Annotated in this window: 22 protein-coding genes; 15 read left to right on the forward strand and 7 right to left on the reverse strand. The window is 39.5% G+C overall.

Annotated elements, in window-relative coordinates; all coding sequences use genetic code 11:
* Positions 1-66: 66 nt before the first annotated feature.
* Both AAEZ18_RS02530 and ubiG read right to left on the reverse strand, forming a co-directional pair.
* On the reverse strand, positions 67-747 hold the full coding sequence (locus AAEZ18_RS02530) for an HAD family hydrolase (RefSeq protein WP_179806586.1): 681 nt from the start codon (positions 745-747) through the stop codon (positions 67-69).
* Positions 747-1,457, reverse strand: a complete 711-nt coding sequence (ubiG, locus tag AAEZ18_RS02535) for a bifunctional 2-polyprenyl-6-hydroxyphenol methylase/3-demethylubiquinol 3-O-methyltransferase UbiG (RefSeq protein WP_086996055.1) — start codon at positions 1,455-1,457, stop codon at positions 747-749. The genes AAEZ18_RS02530 and ubiG overlap by 1 nt, the downstream gene beginning before the upstream one ends.
* A gap of 177 nt (positions 1,458-1,634) precedes the next feature.
* Here ubiG and gyrA point away from each other — a divergent pair, with 177 nt between their 5' ends.
* The 10 genes from gyrA (at position 1,635) to AAEZ18_RS02585 (ending at position 12,609) form a co-directional block, all read left to right on the forward strand.
* The gene (gyrA, locus tag AAEZ18_RS02540; protein WP_011328101.1) at positions 1,635-4,334 is read left to right on the forward strand and encodes a DNA topoisomerase (ATP-hydrolyzing) subunit A; all 2,700 of its coding nucleotides are present in this window, start codon (positions 1,635-1,637) and stop codon (positions 4,332-4,334) included.
* A gap of 324 nt (positions 4,335-4,658) precedes the next feature.
* On the forward strand, positions 4,659-5,741 hold the full coding sequence (gene serC / locus AAEZ18_RS02545; RefSeq protein ID WP_011328102.1) for a 3-phosphoserine/phosphohydroxythreonine transaminase: 1,083 nt from the start codon (positions 4,659-4,661) through the stop codon (positions 5,739-5,741).
* Positions 5,741-7,018: a 3-phosphoshikimate 1-carboxyvinyltransferase gene (gene aroA / locus AAEZ18_RS02550; RefSeq protein ID WP_179806585.1), complete on the forward strand. Its 1,278-nt coding sequence runs from the start codon at positions 5,741-5,743 to the stop codon at positions 7,016-7,018. The genes serC and aroA overlap by 1 nt, the downstream gene beginning before the upstream one ends.
* Before the next feature lie 105 nt (positions 7,019-7,123).
* Positions 7,124-7,834 (forward strand): (d)CMP kinase, encoded by a 711-nt coding sequence (cmk, locus tag AAEZ18_RS02555; protein ID WP_350593755.1) that lies wholly within the window; start codon positions 7,124-7,126, stop codon positions 7,832-7,834.
* Positions 7,835-7,929: 95 nt separating this feature from the next.
* On the forward strand, positions 7,930-9,597 hold the full coding sequence (gene rpsA, locus AAEZ18_RS02560; protein ID WP_011328105.1) for a 30S ribosomal protein S1: 1,668 nt from the start codon (positions 7,930-7,932) through the stop codon (positions 9,595-9,597).
* A gap of 63 nt (positions 9,598-9,660) precedes the next feature.
* Positions 9,661-9,948: an integration host factor subunit beta gene (gene ihfB / locus AAEZ18_RS02565; protein ID WP_011328106.1), complete on the forward strand. Its 288-nt coding sequence runs from the start codon at positions 9,661-9,663 to the stop codon at positions 9,946-9,948.
* A gap of 22 nt (positions 9,949-9,970) precedes the next feature.
* Complete coding sequence (locus AAEZ18_RS02570; protein WP_011328107.1) at positions 9,971-10,252, forward strand: lipopolysaccharide assembly protein LapA domain-containing protein; 282 nt, start codon at positions 9,971-9,973, stop codon at positions 10,250-10,252.
* Between the two features lie 2 nt (positions 10,253-10,254).
* Positions 10,255-11,391 (forward strand): lipopolysaccharide assembly protein LapB, encoded by a 1,137-nt coding sequence (gene lapB / locus AAEZ18_RS02575; RefSeq protein WP_086996072.1) that lies wholly within the window; start codon positions 10,255-10,257, stop codon positions 11,389-11,391.
* Positions 11,392-11,436: 45 nt separating this feature from the next.
* Positions 11,437-12,141: an orotidine-5'-phosphate decarboxylase gene (gene pyrF / locus AAEZ18_RS02580; protein ID WP_182677662.1), complete on the forward strand. Its 705-nt coding sequence runs from the start codon at positions 11,437-11,439 to the stop codon at positions 12,139-12,141.
* A 93-nt stretch (positions 12,142-12,234) separates the two neighbouring features.
* Positions 12,235-12,609 carry a hypothetical protein gene (locus AAEZ18_RS02585; protein WP_350593757.1) on the forward strand — a complete coding sequence of 125 codons (375 nt, stop codon included), beginning with the start codon at positions 12,235-12,237 and terminating at the stop codon, positions 12,607-12,609.
* Positions 12,610-12,674: 65 nt separating this feature from the next.
* Here AAEZ18_RS02585 and AAEZ18_RS02590 read toward each other — a convergent pair whose 3' ends face one another.
* The gene (locus AAEZ18_RS02590) at positions 12,675-13,505 is read right to left on the reverse strand and encodes a CvfB family protein (protein ID WP_058373336.1); all 831 of its coding nucleotides are present in this window, start codon (positions 13,503-13,505) and stop codon (positions 12,675-12,677) included.
* Between the two features lie 2 nt (positions 13,506-13,507).
* Positions 13,508-14,830 (reverse strand): DEAD/DEAH box helicase, encoded by a 1,323-nt coding sequence (locus tag AAEZ18_RS02595; protein WP_350593760.1) that lies wholly within the window; start codon positions 14,828-14,830, stop codon positions 13,508-13,510.
* 196 nt (positions 14,831-15,026) lie between these two features.
* On the opposite strand from AAEZ18_RS02595, the gene trhO reads away from it, so the two are divergent.
* The 3 genes from trhO (at position 15,027) to AAEZ18_RS02610 (ending at position 18,805) form a co-directional block, all read left to right on the forward strand.
* Positions 15,027-16,034 (forward strand): oxygen-dependent tRNA uridine(34) hydroxylase TrhO, encoded by a 1,008-nt coding sequence (gene trhO, locus AAEZ18_RS02600; protein ID WP_011328113.1) that lies wholly within the window; start codon positions 15,027-15,029, stop codon positions 16,032-16,034.
* 157 nt (positions 16,035-16,191) lie between these two features.
* Positions 16,192-18,087 carry a putative nucleotidyltransferase substrate binding domain-containing protein gene (locus AAEZ18_RS02605; RefSeq protein ID WP_011328114.1) on the forward strand — a complete coding sequence of 632 codons (1,896 nt, stop codon included), beginning with the start codon at positions 16,192-16,194 and terminating at the stop codon, positions 18,085-18,087.
* A gap of 7 nt (positions 18,088-18,094) precedes the next feature.
* Positions 18,095-18,805 (forward strand): 3'-5' exonuclease, encoded by a 711-nt coding sequence (locus AAEZ18_RS02610; RefSeq protein WP_011328115.1) that lies wholly within the window; start codon positions 18,095-18,097, stop codon positions 18,803-18,805.
* A 90-nt stretch (positions 18,806-18,895) separates the two neighbouring features.
* Here AAEZ18_RS02610 and AAEZ18_RS02615 read toward each other — a convergent pair whose 3' ends face one another.
* Positions 18,896-20,476: a BCCT family transporter gene (locus tag AAEZ18_RS02615; protein WP_011328116.1), complete on the reverse strand. Its 1,581-nt coding sequence runs from the start codon at positions 20,474-20,476 to the stop codon at positions 18,896-18,898.
* A gap of 496 nt (positions 20,477-20,972) precedes the next feature.
* Between AAEZ18_RS02615 and egtB the strand changes: the two genes are divergently transcribed.
* Both egtB and egtD read left to right on the forward strand, forming a co-directional pair.
* A complete protein-coding gene (egtB, locus tag AAEZ18_RS02620) occupies positions 20,973-22,247 on the forward strand; it encodes an ergothioneine biosynthesis protein EgtB (RefSeq protein WP_350593762.1) in 1,275 nt (424 codons plus the stop codon).
* Entirely contained in the window at positions 22,244-23,230 is a 987-nt protein-coding gene (gene egtD, locus AAEZ18_RS02625; protein WP_086996097.1) for an L-histidine N(alpha)-methyltransferase, read from the forward strand. The genes egtB and egtD overlap by 4 nt, the downstream gene beginning before the upstream one ends.
* Positions 23,231-23,234: 4 nt before the next feature.
* Here egtD and AAEZ18_RS02630 read toward each other — a convergent pair whose 3' ends face one another.
* A complete protein-coding gene (locus tag AAEZ18_RS02630) occupies positions 23,235-24,074 on the reverse strand; it encodes a PhzF family phenazine biosynthesis protein (protein WP_350593764.1) in 840 nt (279 codons plus the stop codon).
* Entirely contained in the window at positions 24,058-25,731 is a 1,674-nt protein-coding gene (gene asnB / locus AAEZ18_RS02635; RefSeq protein WP_086996100.1) for an asparagine synthase B, read from the reverse strand. The genes AAEZ18_RS02630 and asnB overlap by 17 nt, the downstream gene beginning before the upstream one ends.
* Positions 25,732-25,854: the final 123 nt, after the last annotated feature.

Genomic DNA, 25,854 nt, shown 5'->3' on the forward strand with positions numbered 1-25,854 from the left:
TATCAGCAGGCTTTGTGTGAAAACTAACACAATCACAATATATAGTGTTTAATAATTAACATAGCACTATATATGGTTAAAACCTTCAATAGGGCTTTGCCAATTAAAATCGGCCTGCCAGCTCAAAACTTCGGTTAAGTTAGGCACGTAACCCCAAAGTGCGGTTGCGGTGTGCATACCTGCCGCTTTACCTGCTTGAATGTCACGCAAAGCATCGCCAATGTACAAGCAACGATTTGGTGCAACGCCCATTAGCTTGGCACAATGTAGTAAAGGTAAAGGCGAAGGTTTAGCTTCAGCTAAAGTATCGCCACTGATAACCACGCAGGCATTTTTTAAAGCAGGGATCGCGGCTACTAAAGGGGCGGTTAAAAATCCGGGTTTGTTAGTCATGATCCCCCATTTGATGTTTTTTCGCTCCAGTTCGATAAGTAGTGGCTCAATACCAGCAAAGCACGTGGTGTGTTTGGCTATATTAGCCGCGTAGGCATCAATTAATTGCTTAACGAGTTGTGCTTGCGGTTGCTCACCCCATTTATCTTTAAAACCGACCTCTAACAAGGCTGCTGCGCCATTAGATGCAGCAGCGCGATATACCTCACGACTTACTGTATCTAATTGCTGCGAACGCAGTACGGTATTTAAAGCTGCACCTAAGTCATCAGCGGTATCGAGTAAAGTGCCATCTAAGTCAAATAAAAAAGCATCGTACTCTATAGTAGGTGACGTTGATTGAGAGCTGACCATTACGCTAACTTCTCAAAATGCAGAATATAATTTACGCTTACGTCGGTATTAAGCGAGTACTGCTTAGATAATGGATTATAAGATAACCCAGCACTGGCGCGCACTTTTAAACCCGCTTGTTCAGCCCAGGCAATTAACTGTGCTGGTTTAATAAACTTTTTATGATCGTGAGTGCCTTCAGGCACCATTTTTAATAGCTTTTCTGCACCAATAATGGCGTATAAATAGGCTTTAGGGGTTTTATTAAGTGTTGAAAAAAACACATCAGCACCGGGTTTTGCAAGCTCTGCAACAGCATGAATAATAGAAGCCGGATCGGGTACATGCTCCAGCATTTCCATACAGGTTACTACATCAAAGCGAGCAGGGTGCTCGGATGCATATTGTTCAGCAGGTACTTTAATATACTCTACATGTACGCCTGTCTCTAGGCTGTGTAATTTGGCAACAGTTAAAGGCTCTTGGCCCATATCTATGCCGGTTACCTTTGCCCCCATGCGCGCCATGCTTTGGCTTAAAATACCGCCGCCACAACCTACGTCTAGTGTTTCTTTGTCAAATAGACCGCCAGTTTTATTGGCTATAAAGTCTAAACGTAAGGGGTTTATTTCGTGAAGCGGTTTAAATTCCCCGTCTAAATCCCACCACCGCTCTGCGATGGCCTCAAATTTTGCAATTTCTGCGTGATCTACATTTTGATGTTCGGTCATAAAATACTTCCTCGTCAATCTGGGGGCATTATATAGGGCTAAATTGGTAAATCGCAAAGTTTTGCGCCTGTAAATCTAAATAAATTGTGGTAGCATGTTTCTTTAGCAATAATAACAAATTCTCTTGATACCTAATAGTGGGTGTTTAAGAGCTGATACTGAAGGAATGTGATATCAATGACTGATCTCGCCCATGGCATTCTGCCAGTCAATATTGAAGACGAGTTAAAAAACTCCTACTTAGATTACGCAATGAGCGTAATTGTAGGACGTGCATTACCAGACGTGCGTGATGGCTTAAAACCTGTTCACCGCCGCGTTTTGTTTGCAATGAACGAGCTTAGTAATGATTGGAACAAGCCTTACAAAAAATCGGCACGTGTTGTCGGTGACGTAATCGGTAAATACCACCCACACGGCGATAGTGCTGTTTACGACACTATAGTACGTATGGCACAGCCATTCTCACTGCGTTATATGCTAGTAGATGGTCAAGGTAACTTCGGTTCGGTTGATGGTGATTCAGCAGCGGCAATGCGTTATACAGAAGTACGTATGGCAAAAATGTCGCATGAATTATTAGCCGATCTTGAAAAAGAAACGGTTGATTTCGTTCCTAACTACGACGGCACTGAGCAAATCCCTGACGTTTTACCAACCAGAGTTCCTAACTTATTAGTAAACGGTTCATCGGGTATTGCGGTAGGTATGGCAACAAACATTCCACCTCATAACTTAACTGAAGTGGTAAATGGCTGTTTAGCACTCATTCAAAACCCTGAATTATCTATTTTAGAGTTAATGGATTATATCCCGGGCCCAGATTTTCCAACTGCTGCAATTATCAACGGTAAAAAAGGCATAGAGCAAGCCTATTTAACTGGCCGTGGTAAAGTGTACATGCGTGCCCGCGCTGAAATAGAAGTAGATGAAAAAACGCATCGTGAAACTATCATTGTTCACGAAATACCTTATCAAGTTAACAAAGCGCGCCTAATTGAAAAAATTGCCGAGCTGGTTAAAGATAAAAAAATTGAAGGTATTAGTGCGCTACGTGATGAATCAGATAAAGACGGTATGCGTATCGTTATTGAGATTAAACGTGGTGACGTAGGCGAAGTTATTTTAAATAATTTATATGCGCAAACGCAGTTACAAACTGTGTTTGGTATGAATATGGTTGCGTTAATTAACAACCAGCCTAAGTGCTTTAATTTAAAAGAAATGCTTGAAGAGTTTATTATTCATCGCCGTGAAGTAGTAACTCGTCGTACTGTTTTTGATTTACGCAAAGCGCGTGACCGTGCACATATGCTAGAAGGTTTAGCAATTGCACTGGCAAACATCGACCCAATTATTGAGCTTATTCGTAATTCACCAACACCTGCTGAAGCAAAAGTTGCTTTAACAGCGCGTTCGTGGGAATTAGGTAACGTAAAAGCCATGCTTGATAAAGCAGGCGAAGACAACGTTGCCCGCCCAGATTGGTTAGCTGCTGAGTTAGGTATTCGCGATGGTCAATACTTTATTTCTGAGCAACAAGCTCAAGCAATCCTAGATTTACGCTTACATAAGCTAACGGGTTTAGAACACGAAAAGATTCTAACTGAATACCAATCGTTATTAGATTTAATTGCTGAGCTTTTACATATTTTGGCAACACCAGAGCGTTTAATGGAAGTTATTCGCGATGAGTTAGTTGAAATTAAAGCGCAATATGGTGATGAGCGTCGTACTGAAATAAATGCCGCAGCACACGATATCAGCCTTGAAGATTTAATTACCGAAGAAAACGTAGTAGTAACGCTTTCTCACGAAGGTTATGTTAAGTATCAGGCTCTGTCTGATTACGAAGCGCAGCGTCGTGGTGGTAAAGGTAAATCGGCAACGAAGATGAAAGATGAAGATTTCATTGAACGTTTATTAGTTGCTAATACGCACGATACTATATTGTGTTTCTCAACGGCTGGTCGTTTATATTGGCTTAAAGTGTATCAGTTACCACTTGCAAGTCGTGCAGCGCGCGGCAAACCAATTGTTAACTTATTACCACTTGAGGCAGATGAACGTATTACCGCTATATTACCAGTACGCGAGTATGCAGAAGATAAATACATCTTTATGGCAACCGCATTTGGTACAGTGAAGAAAACACCACTAACGGCATACAGTCGTCAACGTGCAAGCGGTATTATTGCGGTTAACCTAAATGAAGGCGATAGCCTAATTGGTGTTGATGTTACCGATGGCAGCAACGAAATTATGTTGTTTACCGATGCAGGTAAAGTAGTACGCTTTAAAGAAGCAGAAGAAACAACGGTTGTTGATGAAAACGGTAACCCAGTACTAGACGAAGAAGGTAACCCTGAGATTCGCTTCAAAGGTGTTCGTCCTATGGGCCGTACAGCTACAGGTGTTCGTGGTATTAAAATGCCTGAAGGACAACGCGTAGTATCGTTAATTGTGCCTAAAACAGATGGTGCTATTTTAACCGTGACTGAAAACGGCTACGGTAAACGTACTTTACTTGAAGACTACCCAGCGAAGAGTCGTGCGACTCAAGGTGTAGTGTCTATTAAAGTAAGTGAGCGTAATGGTGCGGTTGTAGGTGCTGTACAAGTTGACGATAACGATGAAATAATGATTATTTCAAATCGTGGGACCTTAGTACGAACTCGCGTTAATGAAGTTTCTACGGTTGGACGTAACACGCAAGGTGTTATTTTGATCAGAACTATTGACGAAGAGCAAGTAGTTGGTTTACAACGTATAGAAGAGATTGAAGTTACCGAAAGTGACTTAATTGATATCGAAGACGTCGAAACAGTTGATACGGTTATTGATGAAGTAGCGGATGATAATCCTCCTTCAGAATAATTGAGATTAAAAAAGCGGCCTTGGCCGCTTTTTTTAATGGTGTTGAATAAAATTAATATTAATAATACTGCGCAATAAAATAATTTTTACAATAGCAAAAAGACTCAATTGCAAGACGTTAATTTATATATATAGTTGTTCTCAGTAATTGTTTTATATTGCTCTGTTTGCTGCATTAATGCAGCTTTATAGGTAATGAAGGCTTTAATACTATGAGTGAGGCTATAGCCCACTTAATGATCACAGCTTTAATTTAATGTGTATAACCTGATTGAATGGTAATCGGGTGTTTAATTTTTTAATTACTGGAATGAGGAAAAGGTAATGAGTAAGTATAATTTTTGTGCGGGGCCGGCCATGTTACCGCCAGCAGTAATGAAAAAAGCACAACAAGAATTTATAGATTGGCAAGGTTTGGGTGTATCGGTGATGGAAATGAGTCACCGTAGTAAAGAGTTTTTAGCGCTCACTAAAAAATGTGAAGCGAGCCTGCGTCGTTTAATGAATATTAGCGATGAATTTGAAGTGCTGTTTATGCATGGTGGCGGTCGCGGTCAATTTAGTGCTGTGCCATTAAATTTACATCAGGAAAATAAATCAGCGGTTTACTGCGAAAACGGCGTATGGTCAAAAAGTGCAACGGATGAAGCAAATAAGTTTACCCAAACTACTGCTATCGATGTTCGTAACGATACCGATGGTCAATTTTCGATTAAAGCAGTGGCAGACTGGCAGTTGCCAGCAGATGCGTCGTACATTCACTATTGCCCTAACGAAACCGTTGATGGCTTAGAGATTTTTGATGTACCGAGTCATCCAACAGCGCCAATTATTGCAGATATGTCGTCAACTATTTTATCGCGTGAAATTGACGTTAATCAATTTGATTTAATTTACGCTGGCGCACAAAAAAATATAGGTCCTTCGGGCATTGCAATCGTTATCGTACGTAAAACATTACTAGCACGTGAAGGGCTTCCTAAACCAGGTATTTTAGATTATGCACTAGAGGCCAAGCAGGGCAGTATGTTTAATACGCCACCAACATTTGCATGGTATTTAGCGGCTGAAGTATTCCAATGGCTTGAGCAAAATGGTGGTGTAAAAGCCATGGAAGCACAAAATATTGCAAAAGCTGAACTACTTTATAATTTTATCGATAATTCTGATTTTTATTCTAATAAAGTAGCTAAGCATAGTCGCTCGCGTATGAACGTCCCTTTTTGGTTAAATGATGAAAGCTTAAACAGTAAGTTTGTTGCTCAATCAAACGAAGCGGGCTTGCTAGCACTCGAAGGCCATAGAATTGTAGGTGGAATGCGCGCCAGTATTTACAACGCAATGCCACTTGAGGGCGTGCAAGCGCTTGTTGATTTTATGGCTGCTTTTGCAAAGGAAAATAGCTAATGGAACAATTACGCTTAGAACCTATTTCGTGTGTTAATGGCAGCGTCACTCTGCCGGGTTCAAAAAGCTTATCAAACCGTATATTGTTATTAGCGGCATTGGCAAATGGCACTACTGTTGTTGAAAACTTACTTGATAGCGACGATATACGCCATATGTTGGGCGCGTTACAATTATTAGGTGTTAACGTTAGTTTAAACCAAGAGCGAACAGTTGCTACAGTACAAGGTGTTGGTGGGGTATTTAAAACCCCAAGAGAGCCTTTGTTTTTAGGTAATGCAGGCACAGCTTACCGTCCTTTAACCGCTGTACTTGCTGCGGTTGCAGGTGAGTACGAACTGATTGGCGAGCCACGCATGGAAGAGCGCCCAATAGGGCATTTAGTCGATGCGCTGCAAGCACTTGGCGGTGATATTACTTACAGCAAAAATAAAGATTACCCACCGCTTAAAATTATAGGTGGGCAAATTAACGGTGGTGAAGTTGCAATTGACGGCAGTATATCAAGTCAATTTTTAACTGCATTACTAATGGCTGCACCACTGTTTAATGGTGATACCAAAATAACGATTAAAGGCACTTTAGTATCTAAACCCTACATTGATATTACCCTTGATGTAATGGCACGCTTTGGAATAGAAGTTGAGCATAGTAATTATGCAACTTTTACCGTAAAAGGTGGTCAACAGTACCAGTCACTTGAACGTATTATGGTTGAAGGCGATGCGTCTTCTGCGTCTTACTTTGTAGCTGCAGCTGCAATTGCCGGTGGCGAAATTGAAATTAAAGGTGTCGGTGCTAAATCGGTGCAAGGCGATATTGGCTTTGCTAAAGTAATGGAACAAGTGGGCGCTAAAATAGATTGGTATGATGAGCGTTTAGTTGTTCGTAAAGGCCAATTAAACGGTGTTGATATTGACGCAAATGCCATACCTGATGCAGCAATGACATTAGCCACTGTGGCTCTATTCGCTAAAGGGCCAACGGCTATTCGTAATATTTATAATTGGCGCGTAAAAGAAACCGATCGACTACACGCTATGGCAACTGAGCTCAGAAAAGTGGGCGCAGAAGTTGTAGAAGGGCACGATTTTATAGAAATCACTCCCCCGAAACACTTTAACGATGTAGCAATTGATACTTACGATGACCATCGCATTGCCATGTGTTTTGCTATGGTTGCCGTAGGTGGAAAGCCAATCACGATTAATGATCCTAAGTGTACTTATAAAACATTTCCGACATTTTTCAATGTATTAGCATCAGTTAGTGAGTAGGTTTTTGATGTTAATTAATAAAAAGTTACACACTAATAGCGATCTATTTAAATAACTGACGTATAATATTGCGGTTTACTTAGGTGTGCATTGTAGGAGGTTTAAATGCAGGCGTTATTAATGCCCGTGATCACCGTAGATGGCCCAAGTAGTTCAGGTAAGGGAACTGTTTGTCGCTTGTTAGCCGAAAAGTTGGGATGGGATGTACTTGATAGTGGCGCAATTTACCGCGTTTTATCTCTAGCGGCACTTCACCATCAAATCGCATTAGATAACGAAGATGCATTAGTTCCCTTAGCTGCTAACTTAGATGTACAGTTTTTGGTAGATAGTCAAACTAATGCAGCAAAGGTTGTTTTAGAAGGTGAGGATGTAACCACCACAATCCGTAACGAAGAAGTAGGGGCTGCAGCATCAAAAGTAGCAGCACTACCTCGCGTACGCGAAGCGTTATTACGTCGCCAACGCGCATTTAGAACTGAACGAGGTCTAATTGCTGATGGTCGTGATATGGGTACTGTGGTTTTTAAAGATGCACCGCTAAAAATATTTTTAACCGCCAGTGCACAAGAACGCGCCAAACGACGTTTTGTTGAGTTGAATGCTCGCGGTCTTAATGTTACACTGAGTGGTCTATTAAAAGACATTCAAGAGCGTGATGATCGCGATATGAATCGTGCCGTTGCGCCACTTGTGCCTGCAGAGGATGCTATTGAGCTTGATACTAGCGAGCTTAATGCACAGCAAGTATATGATAAGGTATTAACTTTATTGGATACGGCTATCTCTGAAGGTCGGCTTCCTAAACGAAGCTAAACACATTTTATGCACCAGCAGGATGCCAGTGCTATTTTAACAACCCCATGCAGCATGGTTGCTTATTGGTATAATATATAGAGACGTATATTCGTATGTCAGAAAATTTTGCGCAGTTATTTGAAGAAAGCTTAAAGGGTTTTGAAGCAGAGCAAGGCTCTATCGTTAAAGGTACAGTAATCTCAATCGAGAACAACATTGTACTTGTAGATGCTGGTCTTAAATCAGAAAGTGCTATCCCTGCTGAGCAGTTCAAAAATGCTGCTGGTGAACTTGAAGTTGCTGTTGGCGACGAAGTAGATGTTGCACTAGATGCAATTGAAGACGGTTTCGGTGAAACTATCCTTTCTCGTGAGAAAGCGAAGCGTCACGAAGCGTGGATCCGTCTTGAGAAAGCATGTGAAGAGCAAGAAACTGTTACTGGTGTTATCAACGGTAAAGTTAAAGGCGGTTTCACAGTTGAAGTTGATTCAATCCGTGCTTTCCTACCTGGTTCACTTGTTGATGTTCGTCCAGTACGTGACACAACTCACCTTGAAGGCAAAGAGCTTGAATTTAAAGTAATCAAGCTTGATCAAAAACGTAACAACGTTGTTGTTTCACGTCGTGCAGTTATCGAATCTGAAAACTCACAAGAACGTGAAGAGCTTCTTGCTAACCTTGTTGAAGGCCAAGAAGTTAAAGGTATCGTTAAGAACCTTACTGACTACGGTGCATTCGTTGACCTTGGTGGTGTTGATGGTCTACTACACATTACTGATATGGCGTGGAAGCGTGTTAAGCACCCTTCAGAAATCGTTAATGTTGGCGACGAAATCGCAGTTAAAGTTCTTAAATTCGACAAAGATAAAACTCGTGTATCTCTAGGCCTTAAACAGCTTGGCGAAGATCCATGGGCAGCTATCGCTGGTCGTTACCCAGAAGGTTCTAAACTTTCTGGTCGTGTTACTAACCTTACAGATTACGGCTGTTTCGTGGAAATCGAAGAAGGCGTTGAAGGTTTAGTTCACGTTTCTGAAATGGATTGGACTAACAAGAACATCCATCCTTCAAAAGTTGTTAGCCTTGGCGACAGCGTTGAAGTTATGGTTCTTGAAATCGACGAAGAACGTCGTCGTATTTCTCTTGGTCTTAAGCAATGTATTGCTAATCCTTGGCAGGAATTTGCTCGTCTACAAAACAAAGGCGACCAAGTTACTGGTAAGATCAAATCAATCACTGACTTCGGTATCTTTATCGGTCTTGACGGTGGTATTGATGGTCTTGTACACCTTTCAGACATTTCTTGGAATACACCTGGCGAAGACGCTGTACGTGAATTCAAGAAAGGCGACGAAATCACTGCTATCGTATTGCAAGTTGACCCAGAGCGCGAACGTATCTCTCTAGGTGTTAAGCAAATCGAAGCTGACCCATTCAATAACTACCTTGATGCAAACAAAAAAGGTGCTATTGTTAAAGGTAAAGTGACTGAAGTTGATGCTAAAGGCGCAACTATTGAACTTATCGAAGGCGTTGAAGGTTACATCCGTGTAGCTGATATCGCTCAAGAGCGCGTTGAAGATGCAACTACTGTTGTTTCTGTAGGCGACGAAATTGAAGTTAAATATGTTGGTGTTGATCGCAAGAACCGCACTTTAAGCTTATCTGTTAAAGCTCTTTTCGAAGCTGAAGAGAAAGAAGTAATAGAAAAGCTTAAGAAAGACGAGCCAGTGTTTGAAAACGCAATGGCTGCTGCTTTCGCAAATGCACAAAAAGACTAATTAATCAGTCTTTAATTGGAAGGGCAGTTTATGCCCTTCCATTATTTCTTTTAAGGAAATGCTATGACTAAGTCAGAACTGATAGAAACACTTGCACAGCAACACGCACACGTTCCAGTGAAAGATGTTGAAAATGCAGTAAAAGAAATTCTTGAACAAATGGCCGGCTCATTATCTTCTTCAGATCGTATTGAGATCAGAGGTTTTGGTAGTTTTTCTTTGCATTATCGCGCTCCACGTACCGGTCGTAACCCTAAGACTGGCGAAACAGTAGAGCTAGATGGTAAACATGTACCACATTTTAAACCAGGTAAAGAATTACGTGATCGTGTAAACGAGAGCATTGCCTAGTTAACTTATTGGAGTAGGGTACTTGTTTAAGGTATTAAAAATTATTCTGGTTGCACTTTGCTTGATCAGTGCATTTGTATTGGGTTCTCAAAATCCACAATTAGTACAAATAAACTATATTATAGCCAGCAATACATTGCCTTTAGCCGTTATAATAAGTATTTGCTTTTTATTAGGTGTTGTAATTGGTTGTTTTGTAAGCTTTAAATTGTTTTCACAACTTAAGTGGCAAAATTATCGTTTAAAAAAACAGTTAGCACCTGAACAAAATAAAAAAAAGCCTGCTGCTGATAAAGACTCATAATTATGATTGAGCTGTTATTTTTACTACTTCCTGTGGCTGCCGGTTACGGCTGGATAATGGGAAAAAACAGTGCTAAAAATCAAGCTCATCAATTTAATCGGCAGATCACCTCTGAATATAGTAAAGGCTTAAAGTTTTTACTCGACAGGGAAGAAGATCAAGGCCTTGAACATTTAATTAATTTACTAGAAGTTGCAGCTGACTCGGTTGAACATTATTCAACGCTTGCAACTATGTTTCGCCGCAGAGGCGAGCTAGACCGCGCAATAAAAATTCACGAACTCCTTTTAAAACACCCAAGCCTTAATGAGCAACAAGCTGCTGCTAGTCGTTTAGAATTAGCAGAAGATTATGTTATGGCTGGGCTATTAGATAGTGCCGAAGAGCATTTAGTTTGGCTTGTTAAAATGGACCACAGTGAAGCATTAGATCCTATTATCACTCTATATTCGCAAACCCGAGAGTGGCAAAAAGGGATTAATATGTTTGAAGCGCATAGTGAATTATTTTCAAAAGAACAACACTTTAAAGCCATAGCTAACTTTTACTGTGAGCTGGCGTTAAGTGATAATAACCCCTCATTAATGCGCAAAGCCATTAGTTTGAATCATAAAGCGATACGTCCTTTATATGAACTTGGTTTGTCTGCATATACTAAAGAAGACTACGTAAAGGCAATTTACTATTGGCGCGAATTAATTTGCCAATTTACATTTTTTGCTCCTTTATTTGTCGATAAATTAGCACATTGTTATAAGCATCTAAATTTAACTCATCAATTTCATCAGCTGATCAGTGAGTTACTCGACAAAGGTGGCGTGCTAATAAAAATACAACATTGCCAAGCTTTGTTAGAGCAAGGTAATACAGAGCAAGCTTTTGAGTTTTTAACTGATAGCTTAAAGCGCCAACCAACCATACGCGGGTTTAGTTTTTTATTACAACTAATGGGCGCTCAAGATAAAAATACTAAAGAGGTGCTCGACCAAATAGATAAACTGGTCACTTCTTATATTGCCACCAAACCAGACTTTCAATGTCAGCATTGTGGCTTTACTAGTTATACAATTTATTGGAATTGTCCTTCTTGTAAGCATTGGGAAACTACTGTACCAAGCAAGGGCTTAGACGGATTTTAATCTTTTAGTTTTCAAATAACACTTTCGCTATAAAGTAGGATAGTTATGCCTTTCGAAAAATCAAAAAAAATTCTTATTGCACTCGATTACGATGATCAGCAAGCCGCTTTAGACTTTGTAAAACAGCTATCACCCGATTCATGTCGCCTTAAAGTAGGTAAAGAAATGTTTACTTACTTTGGCCCTGCATTTGTAAAAGAGTTAATTGATTTAGGTTTTGATGTGTTTTTAGATTTAAAATTTCATGATATTCCTAACACAGTGGCAAAAGCAGTGACTGCGGCGGCAAAAATGGGTGTATGGATGGTTAATGTGCATGCAAGTGGTGGCTTTGAGATGATGAGCAAAGCTAAACAAGCACTAGCTCCATTTGGCGATAAAGCCCCATTATTAATTGCTGTTACCGTGCTAACGAGTATGGATGAGACAGAGTTAAAGCGTTTAGGCGTAGAAAAAACACCACAAGAGCAAGTTATTTATTTAGCGAAGCTGGCAAAAGAAGCAGGACTTGATGGTGTTGTTTGCTCTGCTCAAGAAGCACAACAATTAAAAGCAGAGTTAGGCGCAGGCTTTAAGCTAGTAACGCCTGGTATTCGCCCAGTAGGGAGTGATGCTGGCGATCAAAAACGCATTATGACTCCTAAACAAGCTATAGATGCAGGCAGCGATTACTTGGTGATCGGACGTCCAATTACTCAAGCAGACAATCCTGTTGCTGTTTTGGCAGATGTTAATAAATCTATAGGATAATTTAACAAAAGTTCAGACTTTGTTGCCAGAACCCTTGCGAGATGTTTGTTTTATGTTACATTAATAAAATCAAAATGCAGTAAGGGTTTTATTTTGAGACTAATGTTAGGTTCTATAGTGATTATTGTTGCTGGATTTTCAGTAAACAAATATGTTTTTTCTAGTAAAGTGTATGATGGAGTAACGACAGTTACGGATATTGTTGCTATATATCCCGTAAATATATTCGAGTTTAAACAAACAATGCAAAATTACGCTTATCACCTTTGTTATAAAAATGAGGATAGATTAAGTCAACAGCATGTAACTTCACACGAATGTGTAGATAGCCATGATAGCCTTAAACGAGATTGTGAAGATAAAGTATTTCGTTTAGCGCCATTAAATTTGCAAAATAAAGAAGAAGTGCTCAATTACGCTAAGCAATATACACAATGTACTTTGCCGTATAAATATATTATTGGGTAGTGAAAGGTTAGTTATAAGCGCTAAGTGCAGCACTTAGGCTACACTCAACGCATAATAATAAATTGTTATTTTAAGCGAATGGATTTCGCTTCAATTTCTATTAATCCTAGTTTAAATAATCCACCAATTGCCTTTTTATAATTAGCTTTACTGGTCGAAAATATTTTCTTAATTGTTTCAGGATCAGACTTATCACCTAAAGCAATAACGCCACCTTCCTCTTTTAGCTTTTCCATTATAACATCGCCAAGATTACTAACTTTAGCCATACCTGGTTTTTCTAATACAACGTCAATTTTGCCATCTTCACGTACTTTTTGAATAAAGCCTTTTAGTTTTTGACCTACAAATAAGCTTTTAAATACCATATTGTAAAAAATAACACCAAAGTGAGATTCTTCAATAAGGACTTTGTAACCAATGTCAGTTTTACCCGCTATGATCAAATCGACTTCTTGTAAATGGGTGTATTGCGGCTCATCTTTAGATAAAAAACGATTAAAGTTATTTGATGCACAAATACGCTTACTGGCATTGTCTAGGTACAAACGCACTAAATACGAATGACCTTCTTGCATACGCGGTTTTTGCTCATTAAACGGCGCTAGTACATCTTTTTCTAAGCCCCAATCTAAAAAGGCACCAATACTATTAATTTCTTTAACACGCAGTAGGGCATATTCACCTACTTGTGCATGAGGCTTTTTAATTGTTGCTGTAGGTAAATTAGCATTATCTAAAAATATAAATACGCTAATACTATCACCAGCTTCAAGCTCATGTTTTATTTCTTGTTTTGGTAAAAATACTTCGCCTAAATCGTGGCCGTCTAGGTAAGCACCTTCGTTACTAACTTCTTTTACAAATAAGGTTTGTGTGGTTCCAAGGTAACTCATAATTATTCCTGTTCAGGCTTTTTTCTGCGGCGCATAGGAGTATCGCCATCAATATTAATAGGGGCTTTAATGGGAGCTGATGGTTTTTTAGGCTTAGCTTTGCGTTTAAACACTGGCTTTTTAGCTGCTACTGTTTTTTCTGTGGCTAAAACTGCAACTGGTTTCTTTTCTTTAATCCCTTTAAATTTAGCTTTTAAACCATCAACGCTATCAAACTTTAATTCATCATTTAAGAATGCTTTAATTGCTAAATAACTTGGCCAATCTTTAGGGCCTACTAACGACAGTGCGCTGCCTTTAAAACCAGCTCGACCTGTACGCCCAATTCGGTGAACATATTCTTCAGCGTGTTTAGGTAAATCAAAATTTATAACATGGGTAACACTGAGTAAATCTAAGCCACGTGACGCAACATCTGTGGTTATTAATATTTTGAAGTTTTCGCGGCTAAATGCATCCATAATATCGAGACGCTTATTTTGTGCTAAATCACCTGCTAATGGCTGTGCTTTAAAACCTCTAGCGCAAAGCGCTTCGCTCAAACGGCTGGTATCTGCACGGGTAGCTGTAAATATAATACATTGGCCAACATCGTCTTGATTCAAAAAGTGCTCAAGTAAGGCTTCTTTATGATCAAGATGATCAGCAAGATATAAGCTTTGTTTAATATCTGAGTGTTGCTCGTTTGCAGCGCTGAGCATTATTTGCTTAGGCTTTTTTAATAAGTTGCGTGATAGTGCATCTACTTGTGCATGATCTAGTGTAGCCGAAAACAATAATGTTTGGCGCAGGCGATGATCGGCCAAGTCATTAATCATTTTAAGTTGTTCGGTAAAGCCTAAATCTAGGATACGGTCTGCTTCATCAAAAATAAGTAGCTCAAGACCGCTCAATTGTAACGTACGCTTTGTAAGGTGATCGGCTAGACGACCTGGTGTTGCAACTACAAACTGCGGATCGTTTCTAAGCGCTTTAATTTGGTCATTAAAATTTTCGCCGCCGAGTATTTTTACGGCTTTAATGTTTGTACCTGCGATTAATAAACGCAGTTGTGTAAATACTTGCGTAGCAAGCTCACGTGTTGGAGCAACAATAAGTACCCGAGGATCGCGTTTACTGAGTGCTTTTTGTTTCATTACTCGTTGAACAGCGGGTAATAAAAACGCCAAGGTTTTGCCTGACCCTGTTTTAGACTGGGCGAAAATGTCATGCCCTGCAAGTGCTGTAGGCACTGCATGTGCTTGAATGTCGGTAGGCTGGGTGATCCCTTGATGTGCTAGTTGTGTTTCAAGGCGATTATCAATCCCAAGATCAGTAAAGTGCAAGGTGTGTTTCTCCAAAATGAGCAAGTTATATCTTAATTCTATCGGCGCATTATAGCCCACAGAGGCGTATGGCTAACAGTAAAATGCAAATTATAAGGCTAATTTTTGCATTTAATCACAAAAAGCGTAAAATACGCGCCCAAGATGCGCCGGATTTACGATTCGGTATATATTAAAAAGCAAAATAGGAAAAAATATGACGGCTGTTCATAAAGACAATTTAACCAGCGAGCACTTTATAGTGTGTGCACTGTATAAATTTGTAGCATTACCTGAGTTTGAAGCGCTTAGAAAACCATTACTAGATGTAATGGAGGCAAATGAAGTTCGCGGTACTTTACTAATCGCCTCTGAGGGTATTAATGGTACGGTTTCAGCTAAACGTGCTGGCATAGATAATCTTCTTAAATGGCTTGAACAACAGCCAAGCCTTAATAACATTGTTACTAAAGAATCTTACGATGACGAATGCCCATTTTACCGCACCAAAGTAAAACTAAAAAAAGAAATTGTGACTATGGGGGTTGAGGGCATCGATCCGCTAAAAGTAGTGGGTAGTTATGTTAAGCCAAATGAATGGAACGCATTAATTTCAGACCCAGAAGTGATACTTATAGATACCCGCAACGATTACGAAATTGAAATAGGTACCTTCCAAAACGCAGTTGATCCTAACACCAAAACATTCCGTGAATTTCCGCAGTGGGCTAAAGAAAACCTTGATCCAAGCAAGCATAAAAAAGTAGCTATGTTTTGTACTGGCGGTATCCGCTGTGAAAAATCAACAGCGTATATGAAAGAGCAAGGCTTTGATGAAGTGTACCATCTTGAAGGCGGTATTTTAAAATACCTTGAAGAAGTACCAAAAGATGAAACCATGTGGGAAGGCGAATGTTTTGTATTTGATAATCGTGTAGCGGTTAATCACGACTTACAAAAAGGCTCGTATGACCAATGTCATGCGTGTCGTATGCCAATCACCGAAGACGAAAAGTTAAAAGCTGAATATATGGAAGGCGTGTCGTGTCACCATTGTATTGATAATGTAAGCGATGAGCAGAGAGAACGTTTTGCTGAGCGACAAAAGCAAATAGAGCTTGCACAAGCGCGTGGCGAAGGCCACATTGGTAATGAAGCACAAGCTATCTTACAGCAACGTAAAGAGGCTAAAAACGCTAAAAAACAAGCCCAACGTAGTAAATAATATTTTATTAAATTAATTTAAAAAGAGTCATTATTGACTCTTTTTTTGTATCCACTATATGTTTTAACCTAAGATTGGTAATGTTAGTCTTTAGGTAATACCAATTGCATTAAATTAGTATAAAACACATCATAATATCGCTATGTAGGAAGCAACTATGCAAGCCGAACAAATAGAAATAGCGCAGTTTTTAGCACAGCATCCCCCTTTTAACGATTTACCCATTAAAGCGCTTAACGAGCTGGCGCAACAAGTTGAAGTTGCATACTTTAGAGCGCAAACAGAGATTTTACAGTTAGGCCAAGATATTGCCGACTTGTACGTTATAAGAAGCGGCTCGGTAGAAATGTATCGCCGTAATGGCGAGCTTTATAATCGTTTAGCCGTGGGTGGAATATTTGGCCAAATGGGCCTATTGATGAACCGCAAAGTGCGTTTTCCGGCTACTGCACTAGAAGACACATTGGTTTACTGCATTAATGTTGAACTGTTTAATCGTTATTGCGATGAGTTTGATGCATTTGCTGATTACTTTGAAACCGATGGCAATGTACGTTTGCACCAAGCTATTGTTGAGCAAGCCGACAGTAACGATTTAACGACAGCAAAAGTAAAGTCGCTTATTCATCGCGATGTAGTGACAGTATTAACCACTTCTACGGTGCAAGATGTTGCTAAATTAATGAGTGAAGAAGCGGTTTCATCAGTACTGGTTACAGATATAAATAAGCCCGTTAACGACGACCCGGAAGAGGATGATGGCCAAGTAGTTGGCATAATTACCGACCGAGATTTACGTAATAAAGTGGTTGCGCCAGGATTGTCGTTTGACACTCAAGCACAGCATATTATGTCTACTAACTTAGTGATTTTAGATGCTAATGCCTACGTTTTCGAAGCTGTATTAGCTATGTTAAGAGACAGCCTGCATCATTTGCCGGTAGTGCAAAAACGCAGGCCGATTGGGGTAATATCACTGTCTGATATTTTACGTTACGAGTCGCAAAGTAGCTTGTTATTAGTGCGTGGTATTTTGGCTCAGCAATCAGTGGAAGACTTAACCCATTATGCCCGCCAGTTACCTAATGTATTTGTGCGTATGGTTAACGAAGATGCAAACTCTCATATGGTTGGTACAGCCATGGCAGTGATTGGCCGTACTTTTAAGCAAAGGTTATTAATATTAGCTGAAGAAAAGTATGGGCCAGCTCCCGTGCCTTATTGTTTTATTGCTTTAGGCTCCATGGCGCGCGATGAGCAACTGATAGTAACGGATCAAGATAATGCGCTTATTTTAGATGACAGTTACAACGATGAGTTACATAACGAGTACTTTCAAAACATTGCTGATTTTGTTTGTGATGGTTTAGCACAATGCGGCTACACCTATTGTGATGGCGAAATTATGGCGTCATTTAAAAAGTGGCGTAAAACTCGCTCTCAATGGTTTGAGCAATTTGCAGATTGGATAGCAAAACCAAAACCACAAACGTTATTACACAGCTCTATATTTTTTGATTTGGACGGCGTTTGGGGTAAAACAAAATGGGCCGATGAGCTCAAAGTCTTTGTTGCTAAACAAAGTAAAGCAAATAGGGTGTTTTTGGCAAATATGGCTGCTAATGCACGTAATCGAACGCCGCCTCTTGGGTTCTTCAAAGGTTTTGTTTTAGAGCATAACGGCCAGCATAAGCACTCAATGAACTTAAAACGCCGTGGTACCGCACCACTTTCGGATGTTATACGGGTGCATGCATTAGCGATTGGTTCACGCAAACAAAACTCGTTTGACCGCCTTGAGGATATAATTGCCGCAAAAAGTTTACCCGAGGGTAAAGCACAAGATTTACGAGATGCGCTGGAGTATATAGCTATGATGCGAATTCGTCATCAAGCATTACAAATAGAGCAAGGTGAAGAGCCCGATAATAATTTAGATCCGCATCAACTTTCACCGTTTGAGCAGCGTAATTTAAAAGAGGCATTTGCGATTCTTGAAAAAGCGCAAAACTATCTAAAATTTAGCTTTATTTCAAATACAAATGTGAAGTGATTTTTCTATGAGCAAGCAAAAGCAAGCAATAGTTGACTGGTCGCTTAGGTATCAGCAATTAGCAAATAGCAGTGAAAATGCATTGTTACAGCAATTTTATGCATCGGCTTTTAATCAGCCTGCTGCAGCAATAGCTGATGTGCCATTTGTAGCGATGGATTTTGAAACCACCGGCTTAGATAGCGAAGCAGATGACATAGTGAGTGTGGGTTTAGTGCCTTTTAACTTACAGCGAATATACTGCAAGCACAGCCGCCATTGGGTAGTACAACCGCGCAGAAACTTACATGAAGAATCAATAATCATTCATGGTATTACGCACTCAGAGGTTGATGATGCACCAGACTTTAATCGTATTATTGAGCCTTTGCTTGCCGCGCTAAGCGGTAAAGTCGTGGTGGTACATTATGCAGCAATTGAGCGGCCATTTTTAAATAATGCGTTGTTACTTAGGCTGCACGAAGGCATAGAGTTTGCGTTAGTTGATACTATGGATATTGAAAAAAGAGCATTAACAGCACGCCAGGGTTTAATAGGGCGGTTATTTAACTCTAAAATAGGCTCGTTGCGATTAAATGATTGTCGTAAGCGCTACTCACTTCCTGCCTATAATAACCATAATGCCCTAACTGATGCATTAGCCACAGCTGAGTTGTTACAAGCACAGCTGAGTCATCATTATCGCTTAGATACGCCGATAGATGATTTGTGGATATAAACTTTATTTTATAGCTATAAAAAACGCCGCATAATTTGCGGCGTTTTTATTAGTACTTTTTATAATTACCAGTAAGGGTAGTAAGTACGGTTACTTTTTAGTACGAGGCTCAGTACGTAAGCCCAACAGTAAGCTTAAACACATAAACAACAATACAATAGTAAAAGGTAACCCGGCAGATATAGCGCCAGCTTGCAGCGCTTGTATAGCTTCAGTTCCACCTATCCAAAGTAGTGCGGCAGCTACCGCACCTTGGGTTACAGCCCAAAAGATACGTTGTGGTACAGGTGCATCAATTTTGCCACCAGCCGTGATCGAATCAATTACCAATGAACCAGAATCCGATGACGTAATAAAAAACACCAATACTAAAATAATCGCTACAAACGATAAAATGTTAGACAAAGGTAATGCATCAAACATTTGGAACATAGCAAGTGGTACTTCAGTAAGGCCGTTAGTACCTAGCTCACCTACATTATTAACCACCTGATCAATAGCAATACCGCCGTATATAGACATCCATAAAATAGTAACAGCAGTAGGCACTAGTAATACCGCAATTAAAAATTCACGTATAGTACGACCACGAGAAACACGCGCAATAAACATACCTACAAACGGTGACCAGGAAATCCACCATGCCCAGTACGATACAGTCCAGCCATGCATCCAAGTTTCATCTTCACGACCATGAGGATTACTTAAGGGAATAATATTTTCTACATAGCCCATTATGGTAGTAGGAACATTACCTATAGCAACAGCAAAGCCAACTAAAAATACAAACACAAGTAAAACCAAGGCAATTAACATATTGGCATTACTAAGTACTTTTACTCCGCCATCAATCCCTCTAACTACCGAAATAATAGCTAAAAGTGAAACCCCAATAATAACTAAAATTTGTGAACCAACACCACCAGAGGTACCAAATACATGATCTATACCTGCAGAGGCTTGTTGTGCTCCTAGCCCTAGTGAAGTTGCAAGACCAAAGAGTGTTGCAAGCACAGCTAAAATGTCGATAAGGTGGCCAGGCCATCCCCACGCTCTATCACCTAAAATAGGATAAAAAATAGAACGGATAGACAGTGGTAAGCCTTTGTTATAAGTAAAGAATGCAAGTGAAAGTGCGACAACTGCATAAATAGCCCACGGATGTAGACCCCAATGGAACATAGTTGCGCCCATTGCTAGTTTTGCAGCCTCTGGTGTATTAGGAGCTACATTTAAAGGTGTTTCAAACCAGCCAGTATAATAAGCAAGCGGTTCTGCAACACCCCAAAACATTAAGCCAATACCCATACCTGCAGCAAATAACATAGCTAACCATGAAAGGCGAGAGTGAGTAGGTACTGCATCATCTCCCCCTAAACGTATTTTACCGTAAGGCGATACAATAAGTGCTAAACAAAAAATAACGAAAAAGTTAGCAGCCCACATAAATAAGGCATCAAAGTTATTAATAATATCTGTTTTTATACTATCAAGTGCAGACTTAGCTGTTTGTGGATCGGTAACTAAAATAGCGATCAAAAAGATGACAATCAGACCAGCACTTATGCCGAAAACAGAGTTATGTATATCTAACCCCCATTTTTGTACGTTGTCTTGACCTACGGTATAGTCCGTACTATCAATACTATATTTGTCATGCTCTTCGCTCATGCAATACCTCATTTGTTGTTCTAACCCTGGATGTTACCCAGTGTCGTAATTAATTATATTAGTCTTGTAATTATATTAGTTTAAACACAAATAATTAGAAGACTAACTAATCTGATTTTTGATCATTAACTTTACTAGTGTATGAGTTAAATACTAAATGTAAATGATTTTGTATTTAGACTGCTGATATTATAGTCAAAATGATGATATTTGTTGCTTTTAAGTATAAAAAACAAACACTCTCTAACTTGTTAAATTAGTTTACTATTTACTAATACATATACGAGAACACTTATAAATCAGCGCATATTATCCGAAATCAGAATTATAAAAACACATAGGTAAATAATTACTGTCACGGAGTATGTAAATACTAATAAGCTGCTAATTAAAGGTGCCTAATATAAACGCCCCTTTAACCTAGGAATACTTAGTATATGATTTAACATTAGGTTATATTTTAACAGTAAAGTAGTTAAAGGAGTAAATTGCGACTATGACTAATGATATTAAACATTTAGTTGGAAAAAATGAGCTTAGTGAGCATTTTAAATCGGTACGTAAATATAGCCTATCACTCATTAGTGCGTTAAGTGCAGAAGACTGTCAATTACAAGCAATGGCCGACGTAAGCCCAAGTAAATGGCATCTTGCGCATACCAGTTGGTTTTTTGAAACATTTTTACTCTGCATTCATAGCCGTAATTACAAAGTATTTAATCCTGAGTTTAAAATATTATTTAATTCTTACTACAACGGAATTGGTGAGCAATTTAAGCGGGGCAACAGAGGCAGCCTATCGAGGCCGAGTCTTGATGACGTAATAGCATACAGACGATATATTGATGAAGCTGTTATAAGCGTGTTAAATACTGCAATAACCCCAGAAATAGAGCAAATAATTACTCTTGGCCTAAATCACGAGCAACAACACCAAGAGCTAATGTTGATGGATATTAAGTATAACTTTTCTATTAACCCAATATTTCCTGCGTACCAATCACTAAAGCCAACTCAAGTACCAAACCAGCAATCCAGTGCCGCTATAAAGTTTATAAACTTTGACCAAGCAATTATAAATATAGGGAGCAATGCTGAAAACCAATTTGCCTACGATAACGAACAACCTAAGCACTCTGTGCTGGTTCATCCATTTAGCTTTGCTAATAGATTAGTGACTAATGCAGAGTATTTAGGCTTTATTAATAGCTCAGGCTATAGCAACCCGCAACATTGGCTAAGTGACGGCTGGGCACATATACAGGCTAATAATTTAACACAGCCATTGTATTGGCATTATATAAACGGGGAGTGGTTTGAGTTTACCCATTACGGATTATTACCCCTTAACTTAGCCGCGCCGGTTGGTCATGTTAGTTATTATGAGGCCAGCGCTTATGCAAGTTTTGTTAATGCACGCCTGCCCACAGAATTTGAATGGGAATATGCAGCCCAGCAACACGCACCAAGTAATACAGCGCACACGTCACTTTTATTGCCAAATATGGCCGATAGTAGCGCTGCTATTGGGCAGCTTACAGATAGCTGCTGGCAATGGACAAACAGTGCTTATTTACCTTACCCTGGTTTTAAGCCAGTAGCAGGCGTGGCAGGAGAGTACAATGGTAAGTTTATGAGCAATCAAATGGTATTACGTGGCGGTTGCGTGTTAACTCCTGCTAATCATTTACGTACAACCTACAGAAACTTTTATTATCCCCATCAAGCCTGGATGTGTAGTGGTATAAGACTCGCTAAGGATAAAACATGAGCCAAATGACAACAATAAAGCAGTGCAGTATAAATACCTCTATAAGCAACTGTGAATTTTTAACAGATGTAATAAGTGGCTTAACCCAGCAACAAAAATCACTCCCCTGTAAATATTTTTATGACGACAAGGGGGCAGCATTATTTGAGCAAATAACAAGGCTGCAAGAGTATTACGTAACCCGTACTGAGCTGGCTATTTTAGAAAGGTACTCAAAAGAGATTGCACAAATCTTACCTGAAAGCTTATCAATAATAGAACCCGGTTGTGGTTCAGGCAAAAAAATTGCCCACTTATTAGCTCATATGAGCAAAGTAAAAACGTTTGTACCGTTCGAAATATCTACAGAAATGCTTAACTATTCATTAGCGCATTTATCGCCGTTATTCCCTGAACTGGTTATTGCTCCGTTATTAGGCGACTTTACCGATAGCGCAATGGTTAAACAGCTTATTAAAGAAACCGCCCTCGATAGCCAAACTAATTTAGTGTATTTCCCGGGCTCCACCTTAGGTAATTTTAATACGCTTAAAGCCATTGAAATAATGAGAAACTTTCAGCATTTATGTGGTGTAAATGGCTATGTTTTAATCGGGATTGACTTGGTAAAACAGCGCCAAGTACTGTTAGATGCATACGACGATAAACTCGGTGTAACCGCTGCATTTAATAAAAACTTATTACAACGAATCAATGACGAACTAAATGGATCATTTAATTTAGCCAATTTTAACCATGAATCACGTTATAACGAGCAGCATAACCGCATAGAAATGCACTTAGTGAGCCTTTGCGAGCAAACAGTGATAATTAATAACCAACAAATTAATTTTAAACAAGGTGAAAGTATTCATACCGAAAATTCTCATAAGTACACCCTAGAATCGTTTAAACAGCTTGCGGCACAAGCTAATTTAAGTTTAGAGCAAACATGGCAAGACGATAATAATTACTTTGCCTTATGCCTATTAAGGCCGCTATAAATTATTAGTAAATAACAACTTGGCCGTTGTTAAGTTCATAGTTTAACAACGCGCCATTAGGCGATTGCTGTATAAGCGTAACTTTATTTAAACCGTATAGTCTAAATAATAAGGGTGCAATAACCGATACTGCTGAACCCGTTGCGGTATCTTCGTTTACACCAAACTGCGGGGCAAAGTATCTAAAATGTGCAATGGCATTTTGTGCTTGAGTATTTTGTACTGTTAGCGCAATAACCGCATTTTTATGCAGGTGACTTAGGGCTTTAAAATCAACTTGTAAGCGTGTTAAATCGTCTTGTGCATTGAACAATAACAAGGTGTAACCGTTTTTATTGGCACTGCTGTACGCGGCTTTTATTGATAATGAAAATACTCGCTGTAATTTACAGTAGCAGGGGGACTTTATCGACTCAATACTTGCTAATACCAACTGAGCCTGTTGCCTGTTAATTTTTATTTTAAAACGCTCATTACAGCTTGTAATAAATACCTGTGGGCAATAAGAAAAATAATGAAGTAAAAAGTTAGCTGCAGCCAAAGTGCCATGCCCACAGCGCTTAATTTCACTTGTTTGGTTAAACCAGCGAATTTTACAATAAGGTTGAGTTATCTCATTTTGATTTAAAAATACAGTCGCAGGATGATTCGATTTTGACGCAATATATTGCATTAATTTAGAGGTTAAGCCCTTTTTATAAATAACAATTAAAGCACTTGAACCGGCTAAGTTAGCTGTGTGGTTATAAAAAACAGCTTGAGACGATGTGAGTGTTATAAAGCGCCACACAAGCCATGCTGGCTTGTGTGGCGCTAAGCAAATTCGCTTAGCTTTTGCTAGCATACGCATCGTTATGAATAAGCGCGGCACGTCCAGAAGGGTCAGCATTATTTTGAAACGACGCATCCCATGCCAGCGCTTCGGGCGTAGAGCACGCTACCGATTTGCCATAAGGCACACATTTAGCGGCGGCATCACCAGGAAAGTGAGATTCAAAAATAGCGCGGTAATAATATGCTTCTTTAGAATCGGGGGTATTTATAGGGTATTTAAACTTTGCATTGGCAAGCTCTTGATCGCTCACTTGCTCGTTTACAAACACTTTTAAGGTATCAATCCAGTTATAACCTACACCGTCTGAAAACTGCTCCTTTTGACGCCATAATACTTCCTCTGGTAAATAATCTGCAAAGCCTTCGCGTAAAATATGCTTTTCTATTTTTCCCTCTGTACACATTTTAGCTTGTGGGTTAATACGCATTGCCACATCCACAAACTCTTTATCTAAAAATGGTACGCGAGCTTCAACTCCCCATGCTGCCATCGACTTATTGGCACGTAGGCAATCAAACATATGCAGTTTAGATACTTTACGGTTAAGCTCTTCATGAAACTCTTGTGCATTCGGCGCTTTATGAAAATACAAATAGCCACCAAACAGTTCATCTGCTCCTTCGCCCGATAGCACCATTTTAATACCCATGGCTTTAATTTGTCGGGCCATTAAATACATAGGAGTAGAGGCACGAATAGTGGTTACATCGTATGTTTCTATGTGGTAAATCACTTCGCGCAGGGCATCTATACCTTGCTCAATAGTAAATATAATAGGGTGATGAATAGTGCCTATCATATCGGCTACTTTTTTAGCCGCGGCTAAATCAGGTGAGCCCTCAAGGCCAACAGAAAAAGAATGCAATTTAGGCCACCATGCATCGCTTTCGTCGTTATCTTCAATTCGTTTTGCCGCAAAACGCTGGGTTATAGCCGATATAAGCGACGAATCTAAGCCACCAGAGAGTAATACGCCATAAGGCACGTCGCACATAAGCTGGCGTTTAACGGCAGCCTCTAGTGCGCTTTTCACATCTTCGGCCTTTGCGCTGTTATTTTTAACGGCGTCAAAGCTTTGCCAATCGCGTTTGTAATACGCTTTAAGCTCGCCATCTTTACTGCTTAGGTAATGCCCAGGCGGAAATTCTTCAATGTGCTTACAAATTGGTGAAAGGGCTTTTAGCTCTGAAGCTACGTAAAAGTTACCGTGTTCATCGTGACCGGTGTAAAGCGGAATAATACCAATATGATCGCGGCCAATAAGGTAACTGTCATTTTCTTCATCGTACAAACAAAATGCAAAAATGCCATTTAAATCATCTAAAAAGTCGGCACCTTTTTGTTTGTAAAGCGCTAAAATAACTTCGCAGTCAGATTCTGTTTGAAAGGTAAAATCGGTGGTTAAATTTGCCGCTAATTCTTTATGATTATAAATTTCACCGTTTACCGCTAAAATATGTGTTTTTTCTGGATTATATAAAGGCTGTGCACCGCTAGAAACCCCTACAATAGCTAGGCGTTCATGTACTAAAATTGCTTTTTTCGATGCATAAACACCCGACCAATCAGGGCCGCGGTGCCTTAATAACTTCGACATTTCGATGGCTTGCGTACGCAACTGTACGGGATCAGATTTTATATCTAACACCCCAAAAATTGAACACATAGACTACCCCTCATTCTTGTTTTTATGTGTATTGCAGAGCAAAAAAACTCTGCGACTCACCTTTGTTTTAGCAGAATTAATAACGTAAGTCACACCGCATTTACAAAATAATAAGAATAATTT

The organism is Pseudoalteromonas sp. 19-MNA-CIBAN-0066, assembly GCF_040308705.1.
Lineage (GTDB): Bacteria > Pseudomonadota > Gammaproteobacteria > Enterobacterales > Alteromonadaceae > Pseudoalteromonas > Pseudoalteromonas nigrifaciens.